This is a genomic window from Mycolicibacterium canariasense, from assembly GCF_002101555.1.
Lineage (GTDB): Bacteria > Actinomycetota > Actinomycetes > Mycobacteriales > Mycobacteriaceae > Mycobacterium > Mycobacterium canariasense.
Map to the genome: position 1 here is coordinate 25,352 of NZ_LQOL01000061.1, position 12,930 is coordinate 38,281.

The following is a 12,930-nucleotide window of genomic DNA, read 5'->3' on the forward strand; positions in this document are numbered from 1 at the left end:
GCCGAGCTGGCCCTCGACACGAGGAGGTGAGCGAACCGCCCCAACCCGGTTCGGATCCACTCGTCGTCGAGCGAACCGGCGCTCGTCACCAGTATCGTCACACGCCAAACCCGAGAGATGAACGACCATGGAGAACGTCACCGCATCCTTGCCACCCCGACGACCCGATGCGACATCACCGTCGCATCTGCCCGGCGCCTCGCCGCCCGCAGGGCGAGGCAACCACGGCCTCAGAGAGAACAGCCTCGGGGTGCCCAGCATCTTCTTCTACATCATCGCCGCGGCGTCGCCGCTGACCGTCGTGGTGGCGTTGTACCCGATCATCATCGGTGCGGGCAACGGCGTGGGTATGCCCGGCGCATTCGTCATCGCCACCGTGGTCCTGATGATCTTCGCGGTCGGCTACGTCGCGATGAGCCGGCATGTCACCAATGCCGGCGCGTTCTACGCCTACGTGACGCTCGGCCTCGGACGAATTCCCGGATTGGGCTCGGCATTCCTGGCAATCTTTGCCTACAACGCCATCCAGGCCGGCCTCTACGGTGGCTTCGGCTACTACGCATCCGAGTTGATCAATCCCGCCCTCGGGATCGACATCCCTTGGTGGGCCTATGCATTCGGCGCACTGGTGGTGTGCCTGGGCCTGGGGCTGCAGGGTGTTCACTCCGGGGCAAAGGTGCTGGGAGTGTTCATGACACTGGAAGTCACCATGATCACCGTCCTCAGCGCGTTCAGTCTTTTCGGTGACACCGTTCCGGTATCGCAGTTCTCCTTCGAACCCTTCCGCCCGAGTGTCGTTCTCGGCGGCGCGTTGGGCGTCGCCCTGATGTTCGCGCATGCGTCGTTCATAGGTTTCGAGGGATCGGCGATCTACGGGGAGGAAGCACGCAACCCCACCCACACCATCCCGCGCGCGACCTATCTGTCCATCGCGTTCATGGGCATCCTCTACGCCGTATCCGGTTGGCTCATCATCAACGCGCTGGGGATCGACAAGGTGGTCGGAATGGCCAACGACACCGGCGGAAACTTCATCTTCGCGGCCAGTGACGCCATCATCGGGCACAACATCTCGGTGATCTTCCAGACGCTGATCGTGTCGGCGACCTTCGCCGCCATCGTCACCTTCCACAACAATGTCTCGCGCTACCAGTTCTCACTCGGCAGACAAGGACTGGTGTGGCGACCGCTGGGCTGGACACTGGCGAGCCGTCGGACGCCATGGGTGTCGGGCATCGTCCAGAGCGTGACGGTCGGCATCGTCATCGCGTTCTTCGCGCTGTTCGGCCAGGACCCCTTCGCCACCCTGTTCACCTGGGCGACGGGCATCGGCACCATCGGGGTCATCCTGTCCCAGTTCATCGCGGGCATCGCGATCTTCGCCTTCTTTCGCAAGTCCGATGTCGACAAGCGCCCGTGGAACACCGTGATAGCCCCGATCCTCGCGATCATCGGACTCGGCGCATTCTTCGTCCTGACGCTGAACAGCCTCGACGTCCTGCTCGGCGTGCACGGCGCGATGGCGGCGCTCATGCTGTCGCTGGTCTTCCTCGCGCTGCTGGCCGGCGTCCTCTACGGGGTCTACCTGCGGGCGTTCGCGCCGGCGAGGTATGCACTCGTCGGGCAGGCGCTCAACGAGCGCGCAGGGGACGATCCCGCGCCAGGGGCGCACTAGCGTCCATTCGATTCTGGATTCAGCGCGCATGGCCGTCCGCCGTTACGTACATTTGTCCGTATCGATGCGTACAAATGTTCCTAACCAGAGGGGATGGGCATGCCTTCCACGCCACGACGGGTTCGACGACACGACCCGGACAGAAAGGACCGCATCGTGACCTCCGCACTCGACGTGCTGGCCAGAGACGGCGTCGCGGGAATCACGCACCGCGCCATCGCCACTGCCGCGGACGTACCGCTGGGGTCGATCACCTACCACTTCGGAACCCTCGACGACATCGTCCACCAGGCGTTCGAGGTCCACGTCGACAAACTGGCCAGCCGCTTCGAGGCACGACTGGCGTCCTGCCCCGACGGCAACGACATCATCGAATGCATCGCCGCGGCCGTCACCGACGATTTCGCCGCGCATCCCGACGAACTCGCCGTGACCTACGAGCTCTACGGGGACGCCGTGCGCAGGCCCGAGACCAGGCGCCTGACTCAGCAGTGGATGGAGCGGGCCCAAGACGCGCTCGCCGAGCACTTCGACCGCGCCACCGCACGGCTGCTCGACGTCGTCGTCGAGGGCTTGATGGTGCATATGTCCATTGCGCACCAACCCGTCTCGAAACAAGAGGTCCGCAGTCTGCTCACCATGGCAGCCGGCGGAGCACGTCAACGCTGACACCGGCCATACCTACGCCAACACCACCAAGGAGTGATCATGACCTTTCACCACAAGATGTTCATCGACGGCAGCTGGACCGATGCGATAGGCGGCGCCGTCGATCACGTGCCCGCCCCCGCCACCGGTGAGGCCTTCGCCGAGATCGCCCACGGCGGGGTCTCCGACGTCGACCGCGCCGTGGCGGCCGCCGACGCCGCCTTCCCCGGCTGGGCCAGAACGCCGGTGGGCGAACGGGCCCGGGCCTTTCTCACCCTCGCGGACCGGGTCGAGGCCGACCAGCGCACCCTCGCCGAGATCGAATCCCGCAACGTCGGCAAACCCATCAGCCTGGCACTCGAAGAGATGGCGATGATCGCCGACCATCTCCGGTTCTTCGCCGGTGGAGCCCGCGCCATGGAAGGCCGCGCCGCCACCGAATTCGTCCGCGGTAAGACCAGCATCATCCGGCGCGATCCGGTCGGCGTCGTCGGCTCGGTCGCACCATGGAACTACCCGCTGCTGATGGCGATCTGGAAGATCTCCCCGGCGCTGCTCACCGGAAACACCCTGGTGCTCAAACCCTCCGAACACACACCGTTCTCGGTCCTTCGGCTCGCCGAACTGGCTCAGGATCTTTTTCCCGCGGGCGTTTTCAACGTCGTCACCGGCGATGGTGAAGACGTCGGCGCCCGACTCGTCGCCCACCCGCGGGTGCGGATGTCCTCGCTGACCGGGTCCGTCGAGACGGGCCGGGCGCTGATGCGCGCCTCGGCCGACTCGAACCTCAAGAGGCTGCACCTGGAACTCGGCGGCAAGGCGCCCGTGCTGGTGTACCCGGACGCCGACGTGTCCCTGGCGGTCGGCAAGATCATGGAGGGCGCCTTCTGCAATTCCGGCCAGGACTGTATGGCCGCCTCCCGTCTCTACGTTCACGAGACGGTGCACGACGAGCTCGTCGCAGGCCTCGAAAAGGCGGTCAAGGAACTCGATCTAGGTGATATCGCCGATGAGAGCACCGCGATGGGTCCGGTCATCACCGCGGCACATCGCGACCGCGTCGAGGGCTTCGTCGCACGGGCGAAGGCCACCGGGCACACCGAACTCATCCAGGGCGACAACCCCGCGACAGGCTTCTACACCGCCCCCACCGTCGTCGTCGGCGCCAGACAGGGTGACGAGATTGTCGGCACCGAGGTCTTCGGGCCCGTCACGTCGGTGACCAGATTCGGCGACGGCGACGACGTGATCGGCTGGGCCAACGACACCGAATACGGCCTTGCCGCTTCCGTTTTCACCAACGACATCGCTCGGGCCCTGACCGCGTCCCGGGACCTTCAGTTCGGCACGGTGTGGATCAACGACCACCTGCCGGTCACACCAGAGATGCCGCACGGCGGCTTCAAACAATCCGGCAACGGCAAGGACATGTCCGTGTACGCCCTCGAGGAGTACACCGAGATCAAACACGTCATGATCAACACCGAGAGCGCCTGACATGGCCGTCAGCGCGGTCAACACCTTTCGGCTACGTCCGGGGGTCAGCACCGAGGATTTCGAGAGATTCTCGGCCGAACTCGACCGGCCCACCTGCCTGGCCCTGGAGGTCGTACTCGGATTCGACGTCTTCTTCGTGGAACCCGTCGGGCCTGCCGACCCGCACGTCCTCGAGATCATGACGGTCGCCTCCTGGCCGGAATGGGAGCGGATTCGCGACACCGCACCAGAACTCAAGCCGGTCGTCGAGAAGTTCCACGCCCTCGTCGAGCCCGGCAGCGTCGTGACGCTGCTGACTCGCAAATCACCCCAGCCGCAGGAGACCTGACATGACCCCGACACCGGATTACGACGCCGTCATCGTCGGCGCCGGCCACAACGGCCTGGTGACCGCCAACTATCTGGCCCGCGCCGGGAAGCGGGTCCTGGTGCTGGAGGCGCGCCATGTCGTCGGCGGGGCCTGCGTCACCGAGGAGCTGATCCCCGGCAGCAAGTGGTCCTCGTGTGCTTTCATCGCCGGCCTGCTGCGGCCCGAGATCATCGCCGAACTCGAACTGGAGAGATTCGGCCTGGACCTCTATCAAGGTGATGCGCTGTCCTTCAGTCTCTTTCGGGACGGTACCTCTTTCACCATGTGGAAGGAAACCGACCGGACGCTGCGCGAACTGGAGAAGATCAACAAGCACGACGCGCAGGCTTTCCTCGACTTCGGGGTTCGGCTACAGCGGTTCGCCGGGCTCGTGACGCCGTACCTACTGACCCCACCCCCGCAACGCTCGGAGGTGTTCGCAGCGTTCGAGGCGGCGGGCGAGCAGACGCTGTTCAACGAGTTCACCCTGCTCTCGGTGCGCGACCTGCTCGACAGGTACTTCGAGGACGAGCGCATCAAGAGCATGCTGACGTTCTTCGGGATGGTGTCGATCTTCGGCGGTCCGTCATCGCCGGGAACGGCCTACACCTACGGACACCACTCCTGGGGTGAATTCAACGGCAACTTCGGTCAGTTCGGCCTCGCGCGTGGCGGGATGGGCGCCATCAGCGAGGCGTTGGCCGCGGGGGCTCGTCACCACGGTGCAACGATCCGGACCTCGACACCGGTCGACACCGTGATCGTCGAACGTGGAACGGCCACCGGGGTCCGGCTCACTGACGGGACGGTCATCACGGCCGGGCAGGTCTTCTCCAATGCCGACCCCAAGCGGTCCCTGCTGCAGTTGATCGAGCCCGGTCTACTACCGGCCAAACTCGTCCGCGACGTCGAAGCGATCGATACCCGTGGCTCGATGGCACGGATTCACCTGCTGATCGACGAACTGCCGCAGTACCTTCCGTTCTCCGATGCGACGGAAGGCCCGCAGCACCACGGACATCAACTGCTCGGGCCCAGCAGGGAGGCGTTCGAGGAGGCCTACGAGGCGCAACGGCGCGGCACCTTCCCCAGCACGTTCGTCATCGAGGCCGTCACCCAGTCGGTGACCGACGACTCGCTGGCTCCCGCCGGCCTGCACACGATGACCCTGGGCATCCAGCAGCTCCCGTCCCAGCTGAGTGGGACCACGTGGGCGGCCGAGAAGGAGAAGTGGGCCGACCTCGTGCTGTCGGACCTGTTCACGTACGCCCCCAACCTGCGCGAGCACATCCTCGATCGGGTGATCATCACGCCCGACGACCTGAACGACGAGTACCTGATCACCGACGGCAACATCTTCCACGGCAGCATGATGCTCGACCAGCTGTTCGGGGCGCGCCCCATCCCGGAACTGTCGAACTACCGCACGCCCGTGCGCAATTACTACCTCTGCGGCTCCGGAACCCATCCGGGCGGTGGCGTCATGGGCGCCAACGGCCACAACGCCGCGAAGATCGCGCTCGCCGACGCGCAGGGCAGCGTCAACACACCGGGCGCCCGGAGCGGTAACCGAAAGGCCCCTTGGCAACAGCGGCTCGTCGGCACCCTGATGTCCACCAGGCCGGGGCGCTGGGTGGGATACCAGGCGGCACGGCAACGCGCGCTACGCAAGATCACCGCGTACGCGGCACGCGTCCGCTGATCGATGCCGCAAAGGAACGAGGAACTACGGTGTCACCAGAGTCGAGTGGGCTGAGAAGCGCAAAATGGTTTGCGGGCAAAGATGTTCCCGGATTCGTCCACCGCTCTGCGATGCGCGCCTCGGGATTTTCCCGGCTGGCCTTCGAAGGCCGCCCGATCGTCGGGATCTGCAACTCGTGGTCCGAAGTGGTCAACTGCAACATGCACTTCCGCGGCCTGGCCGACGCGGTGCGGCGCGGTGTACTGGCGGCGGGCGGGTTTCCGCTCGAGTTCCCCACCATGTCGCTGGGCGAACAATTGATGAAACCGACCACCATGCTCTTTCGAAACCTGATGGCGATGGACGTCGAGGAGTCGATTCGGGCCTACCCGTTCGATGCGGTGGTCCTGCTCGGCGGATGTGACAAGACGGTCCCCGCACAGCTGATGGGCGCGGCGAGTGCGGATGTGCCCGCGATCGCCCTGACCGGCGGTCCGGCCGCTCCCGCGGTCTTCGACGGCAAGCAACTCGGTGTGGGGACCGATCTCTGGCAATACATCGACGACGTGCGGGCCGGCCGTATGTCGATGGCCGACTACCAGCGGCTGGAGGCTGCGGCCGGACCCTCCCGCGGACACTGCCCCGAGATGGGCACCGCCTCCACGATGGCCACCCTCGTCGAAGGTCTCGGCATGACCCTGCCGGGAACCGCCGCGATACCTGCCATGGATTCGCGCCGGATGCAGGCCGCCGAGGAGTGCGGGGCCAGGGCTGTCGGGCTGGCGATCGAACGGTTACGGCCGTCCCAGGTGATGACGGCCGAGGCCTTCGACAATGCCATCACGCTGATGCTGGCGGTCGGCGGATCGACGAACGCGATCGTGCACCTGCTGGCGGTGGCCGGCCGGGTCGGAGTCCCGTTGTCGCTGGACCGCTTTCACGAACTCTCGGAACGCACACCGCTGGTGGTCAACGTGCGCCCGGCCGGCGAACACCTCGTCGAGCAGGTCTTCCACGCCGGCGGCATACCGGCGGTGATGAAATCGATCGAGTCCTTGTTGCACACCGACGCCCCCACCGTCACCGGCAAGACGGTCGCCGACAATCTCGCCGCCGTCGCTGCAACCGATACGGCCGTGATCGCCCCGCTCGGTGCACCCTTCCAGCCCCCCGGTGGCCTCGCCGTGGTGCGCGGCAACCTCGCTCCCGACGGCGCGGTGATCAAGTGCAGCGCGGCCAGTCCAGGGCTGCTGGTCCACCGGGGACCCGCGGTGGTCTTCGAGAACATGCCAGATCTGATGCGCCGGTTCGACGATCCCGATCTGGAGGTGACTGCCGACTCCGTGTTGATCCTGCGTTCGGCCGGCCCGCGCGGCGCACCGGGCATGCCCGAGTGGGGCCAATTGCCCATCCCGAGCAAGCTCCTTCGGCAGGGTGTCACCGACATGGTCCGCATCTCCGACGCCAGGATGAGCGGGACCGCCTACGGCACCTGCGTGTTACACGTCAGCCCGGAATCGGCGGTGGGGGGACCGCTCGCGTTGGTTCGCGACGGCGACATCGTCGAACTCGACGCGCGGGGCGGAAGACTGGACATGCTGGTACCGGAGGACGAGTTGTGCGCGCGGCGAGCCGAATTGGCCCCTGCACCGGCGCGGCATACCCGCGGGTACGCCGCGCTGTACACCGAACGCGTGCTCCAAGCCGATCAGGGATGCGACTTCGACTTCCTGGTCGGGCGCTCACGACGGCCCGAGGACGAACCCGAGGCGATCTTCGAAGGGTGGATAGGCGGATGGTGATCACGGTTCGGCGTGCGGCCAGTGCGCGCGCCACTCGTCCGCGGTGATCGCCGCCGGCGGCGCGTCGGCGATGTCATCACCACGGCGATCGGCCAGCACGGCTTGCTCGACCGCGCGGACGGTGTCGATGAACTCCAGAACAGCCGCGCGCAGGGCGTTTTCGGGGTCACCGCCGACGTCGATGCGCACTTCACGCAGGGCGGCCGGTACCAGGTCCTCGGGCAGCCCGGCGCCGGTGGCCCGTTCGAGAATCTTGTGCGCCAGGGCCAGGGCCGGCTGACCGGTCGGCACATCGTCCATGCACGAGGTGCGGGCCTTGGAGAGCTTCTCCTGCGCCTTGCGTTCCTCCCACTGCGCCAGCTGTTCTTCCAGCGAAACCGATTCCCCGGCAAGCACACCGAAGGCGCGGTTACCCAACTTGCGCACCAGCGCGTCGGCGACGTCGTCGATGCCGAACGGGTGTGTGGGCGCGTCCTCGGCGATGCGGGCGTGGAAGAGCACCTGCAGCAACACATCCCCGAGCTCCTCGCGGAGTTCGTCGGCGTCACCGCTGCGCACCGCGTCGAACAGTTCGTAGGTCTCCTCGAGCAGGTAGCGACGCAGCGAGTCGTGCGTCTGCTCGCTCTCCCACGGGCCGTCGGTGCGCAACTTGTCCATCATGGCCACCGCGTCGACCAACCGCTCACCGGGCTGCGGTGCCGGGGCGGCGATCAGCCGCTCCCCCGCCGCCAGCCGGGCCTTCACCGCGGGATGCTCGGGGTCCGACGACAACAGCACCGGGGCCGGTTCGCCGTCGTATTCGGGCCGGGCCGACGGCAGCGACCACGGCACCTTGATCGGCATCTCCTCGGTGTACTGCACGTCACCGGCCAGCAACTCGACGGCATCCACCGGAACCAGGGCGGGCCGGCGCGGATCCACCAGAACGACAGTCATTTCGCGCCTCCGGCACGGGAAGTCATTTCGCGCCTCCGGCACGGGAAGTCATTTCGCGCCTCCGGCACGGGACGCGCCATCTCCGATGACCTCGTCCACATCCCCGGCGGGCCGCCCGTCCAGTGTCAGCAACAGACCCGCCACCGCCTTCACCAACTCGAGGTCGCGGATGCGTGGCGCACCCACATTGGTCCCGGCCCGCGGGATCGGGATCTGCACCGTCGAGGTGGTCGCGCGGTACGCCGCACCCGGGTACACCCGCTTGAGCCGCAGCTGCTGGGAATCCTGCAGCGTCAGCGGCGCCACCCGCAGCGTCGACTCCGAGAGCGCCGACACCTCGGTCACCCCGTACTGCCGGCACAGCAGCCGCAACCTGGCCACCGCGACCAGCCGCTGCGCCGGTTCGGGCAGCGGGCCGTACCGGTCGACGAGCTCATCGACAACGGCGGCCACCGCCGCGTTGTCCGCCGCCGCGGCCAGGCGCCGGTAGCCCTCCAACCGCAACCGGTCGCTGCCGATGTAATCCGGTGGCAGGTGCGCGTCCACCGGCAGGTCGATGCGTACGTCCTTCGGTTCCTCAACGCCGACAACCGTTTTGCCATCGACCGCGGCCCGGTAGGCTTCCACCGCTTCGCCGACCAGTCGCACGTACAGGTCGAAACCGACACCGGCGACGTGCCCGGACTGCTCGACGCCCAGCACGTTGCCGGCCCCGCGGATCTCCAGATCCTTCATCGCCACCGCCATACCCGCGCCCAGGTCGTTGTTCTGGGCGATGGTGGCCAGCCGGTCATGCGCGGTCTCGGTGAGCGGAACGTCGGGCGGATACAGGAAATACGCGTAACCGCGTTCCCGGCTGCGCCCGACCCGGCCCCGCAACTGGTGCAACTGGGACAGGCCGAAGGTGTCGGCGCGTTCCACGATCAGGGTGTTGGCATTCGAGATGTCCAGGCCCGTCTCGACGATCGTGGTGCACACCAGGATGTCGTACTCCCGGTTCCAGAAGCCCTCGACGGTCTTCTCCAGCGCGTCCTCGTTCATCTGGCCGTGCGCCACCACGACACGGGCCTCCGGCACCATCGCCTGCACCCTGGCGGCGGCCTGGTCGATCGACTTCACCCGGTTGTGGATGTAGAACGCCTGCCCGTCGCGCAACAACTCCCGGCGCAGTGCCGCCGCCACCTGCTTGTCGTCGTGCGGGCCGACGTAGGTCAGCACCGGGAAGCGCTCCTCGGGTGGGGTCAGGATGGTCGACATCTCCCGGATGCCGGCCAGGCTCATCTCCAGCGTGCGCGGGATCGGGGTGGCGCTCATGGTGAGCACGTCGACATGGGTGCGCAGGCTCTTGATGTGTTCCTTGTGCTCCACGCCGAAGCGCTGTTCCTCGTCGACGATCACCAGGCCGAGGTCCTTCCAGCGCACCCCGGTCTGCAGCAGCCGGTGCGTGCCGATCACGATATCGACACTGCCGTCGGCCATTCCGTCGATGACGGCCTTGGAATCGGCCGGATCGGTGAACCGGGACAACCCCTTCACGGTCACCGGGAACCCGGCCATCCGCGCGGCGAACGTCTGCAGATGCTGGTCGGCCAACAGCGTGGTGGGCACCAACACGGCGACCTGTTTGCCGTCCTGCACCGCCTTGAACGCGGCGCGCACCGCGATCTCGGTCTTGCCGTAACCGACGTCGCCACAGATCACCCGGTCCATCGGCACAGGCTTTTCCATATCGGCCTTGACCTCGGTGATGGCGGTCATCTGGTCGACGGTCTCGGTGAACCCGAACGCGTCCTCCATCTCGGCCTGCCACGGGGTGTCCGGTCCGAACGCATGCCCCGGTGCGGCCTGGCGTTTGGCGTACAGCGACACCAGTTCCCCGGCGATCTCGCGGACCGCCTTGCGCGCCTTGGTTTTCGTGTTGGTCCAGTCGCTGCCGCCGAGCCGGCTCAGGGTGGGCGCCTGCCCACCGACATACCGGGACAGCTGGTCCAGCGAGTCCATCGGAACGTAGAGCTTGTCGGTGCCACCGCCGCGCTTGGCCGACGCGTACTCCAGCACCAGGTATTCCCGGCGGGCCCCGCCCACCACCCGCTCGGTCATCTCGACGAACTTGCCGATGCCGTGCTGGTCGTGCACCACCAGGTCGCCGGCCGTCAACGCCAACGGGTCCACGACGTTACGCCGTTTGGCCGCAAGCCTTTTGCCTTCGTTGGCGGTGACCCGGTTACCGGTCAGATCGGTCTCGGTGATGATGACCAGGTTCACCCCCGGCAGCACCAGGCCGTCGTGCAGCGGGCCCTTCAGCACACCCACCACGCCCGCCGTCGGTGCCGCCCCGGAGGCCAGAAGGGTTGCGGGGATATCGGATTCGCCGAGCTGTTCGACCACGCGGTGCGCGGTACCGGTACCGGGTGTGACCACGGCCGCATACCCACCGGTGGCCACGTGCGCGCGCAGCATCGCGAAGATCTCGTCCAGTGACTGTTGCGAGCGCGCCGACGGGGCCGGGCGCAGGTCCAGTTCGGTGGCGTCCTCGGCCGTCAGCTGGCTCAGCGTCCACCACGGATGCCCGCCGGCGCGGGCGGCGGCCCGCACCTCGTCGAGCTCGCGGAAGCCCGACCCGCCCAGCTGCTCGACGTCGATCGGGGCTTGACCGCCCATCGCCGCCACCGACCAGGACGCCTCCAGGAACTCGCGGCCGGTCTTGATCAGGTCGGCGGCGCGGGCGCGCACCTTCTCCGGATCGCATACCAGCACCGGGGTGCCGGCGGGCAGGTGTTCGGTGAGCAACACCAGGTCGTCGGGGCGCAGCACCGGAGCCAACGCCTCCATGCCGTCGACGGTGATGCCCTCGGCCAGCTTGGCCAGCATGTCCCCGACGGTCCCGGCCATCGTGTTGTCGGTCTCGGGGCGCGCACCGGCGAGCTGACCCGCCCGCTCGCGCACGTCGGGGGTCAGCAGCAGCTCCCGGCACGGCATGGCGATCAGGGTGTCGATCGCGATCTCGGGGATGGACCGCTGGTCGGCGACGGCGAACATGCGCATCTCCGACACCTCGTCACCCCAGAACTCGACGCGCACCGGATGCTCGGCGGTGGGCGCGAAGACGTCGAGAATGCCGCCACGCACCGCGAACTCGCCCCGCTTGGCCACCATGTCGACGCGGGTGTAGGCCAGTTCCACCAGCCGGGCGACGGTCTGGTCGAAGTCCGCCTCCCCGCCCACCGTCAAGGTGACCGGTTCCACGTCGGCCAGCTCCGGGGCCATCGGCTGCAGCAGCGACCGGGTGGTGGTGACCACCACCCGCAGCGGCGGACCGAGGCGCTCGTCGTCGGGATGGGCCAGCCGGCGCAGCAACCGCAACCGGGCGCCGACGGTCTCGACCCCGGGTGAAAGCCGCTCGTGCGGCAGCGTCTCCCAGGACGGGAACAGGGCGGCGGCGTCGCCGAAGACGGCGCGCAGTTCGGCGGTCAGGTCGTCGGCTTCCCGGCCGGTGGCGGTGACGACGAGTAACGGCCCCGCCTGCGCGGCGGCCGCCGCGACGAATGGGCGGGCACTGGCCGGTCCGACGAGGTCGTGTTCGGCTGCGCGATCGGTGACAGCGCGCAGGCCGGGATCGGTCAATGCCAATTCGATGAGGCCCGCCAGCGGGGTCTCGACAGAAGGGTGCCCCGGTGCGGTCATGATGCCACCATCGTAACCGGGGCCGGTGATCACGAATCCGGGCCGGGCACCGCCCCAGATACCGGTCTGTCGCCGGCCCGACTCGTCAGGACTCCAGGGGCAACAGGCCCACCGTGACCAGTTCTTCGGCGCTCAGATCGACGACGGCGAAGGCCGTCGGCACCCGATACTGGCGCGGCCCGAACCGCAGGTCGACCAGCCGATGACCGTGCCGAGGATCACCGAAGTTCACCTCCTCCACGATGATTCCCGTGCCGGTGTCCACGTCCACCCCGGACTCGGTGAGCCGCCCGTCACGCCGCACGATGTCGAGTGCCCGGGCCCGTTCGGCGGCCGCCAGCGCCGGGATCGCCGGGGCGGCCGAGACCGCCAGCACTTCCCGTGCGTCGACATCGACCAGCACCTCCACCGCGAGGTCGTCGGTGTAGTTGTAGATGGTCACGACGGGCACTTCCCGGGACCGGTCCAGGGCACGCATGCCCACCCCGAGAACTGCGTAGCGCTTTCCCTCGAGCAGTCCGGCGACGCGAACGGATTCCAGTGCGATGGCCGGCGCCTGCGCCGTCGGTTCGGATGGCGTCATCGGTTCGGATGGCGTCATCGGTTCGGATGGCGTCATCGGTTCGGATGGCTCAGTCATGCCCCCATGCTCGAGCCG

9 protein-coding genes are annotated in these 12,930 nt (G+C 67.5%); 6 read left to right on the top strand and 3 right to left on the bottom strand.

Annotated elements, in window-relative coordinates; genetic code table 11:
- Positions 1 to 127: 127 nt before the first annotated feature.
- The 6 genes from AWB94_RS22115 (at position 128) to AWB94_RS22140 (ending at position 7,652) form a co-directional block, all read left to right on the top strand.
- Positions 128 to 1,675 carry an APC family permease gene (locus AWB94_RS22115; RefSeq protein ID WP_084394950.1) on the top strand — a complete coding sequence of 516 codons (1,548 nt, stop codon included), beginning with the start codon at positions 128 to 130 and terminating at the stop codon, positions 1,673 to 1,675.
- A gap of 156 nt (positions 1,676 to 1,831) precedes the next feature.
- On the top strand, positions 1,832 to 2,344 hold the full coding sequence (locus tag AWB94_RS22120) for a TetR/AcrR family transcriptional regulator (protein ID WP_062654823.1): 513 nt from the start codon (positions 1,832 to 1,834) through the stop codon (positions 2,342 to 2,344).
- A 39-nt stretch (positions 2,345 to 2,383) separates the two neighbouring features.
- Positions 2,384 to 3,820, top strand: coding sequence for an aminobutyraldehyde dehydrogenase (locus tag AWB94_RS22125; RefSeq protein ID WP_062654928.1), 1,437 nt, complete (start codon positions 2,384 to 2,386; stop codon positions 3,818 to 3,820).
- A gap of 1 nt (position 3,821) precedes the next feature.
- Positions 3,822 to 4,148 carry a RedY/HapK family protein gene (locus AWB94_RS22130; RefSeq protein WP_062654822.1) on the top strand — a complete coding sequence of 109 codons (327 nt, stop codon included), beginning with the start codon at positions 3,822 to 3,824 and terminating at the stop codon, positions 4,146 to 4,148.
- A 1-nt stretch (position 4,149) separates the two neighbouring features.
- Positions 4,150 to 5,871 (top strand): phytoene desaturase family protein, encoded by a 1,722-nt coding sequence (locus tag AWB94_RS22135; protein WP_062654821.1) that lies wholly within the window; start codon positions 4,150 to 4,152, stop codon positions 5,869 to 5,871.
- A gap of 29 nt (positions 5,872 to 5,900) precedes the next feature.
- Positions 5,901 to 7,652: a dihydroxy-acid dehydratase gene (locus tag AWB94_RS22140; RefSeq protein WP_062654820.1), complete on the top strand. Its 1,752-nt coding sequence runs from the start codon at positions 5,901 to 5,903 to the stop codon at positions 7,650 to 7,652.
- Here the strand turns inward: AWB94_RS22140 and AWB94_RS22145 are convergent, their stop codons facing one another.
- The 3 genes from AWB94_RS22145 to AWB94_RS22155 form a co-directional block, all read right to left on the bottom strand.
- Positions 7,653 to 8,588, bottom strand: a complete 936-nt coding sequence (locus tag AWB94_RS22145; protein WP_062654819.1) for a nucleoside triphosphate pyrophosphohydrolase — start codon at positions 8,586 to 8,588, stop codon at positions 7,653 to 7,655.
- Positions 8,589 to 8,636: 48 nt separating this feature from the next.
- Positions 8,637 to 12,272 (bottom strand): transcription-repair coupling factor, encoded by a 3,636-nt coding sequence (gene mfd / locus AWB94_RS22150; RefSeq protein ID WP_062654926.1) that lies wholly within the window; start codon positions 12,270 to 12,272, stop codon positions 8,637 to 8,639.
- Between the two features lie 85 nt (positions 12,273 to 12,357).
- On the bottom strand, positions 12,358 to 12,912 hold the full coding sequence (locus AWB94_RS22155; RefSeq protein ID WP_133058221.1) for a hypothetical protein: 555 nt from the start codon (positions 12,910 to 12,912) through the stop codon (positions 12,358 to 12,360).
- Positions 12,913 to 12,930 lie beyond the last annotated feature (18 nt).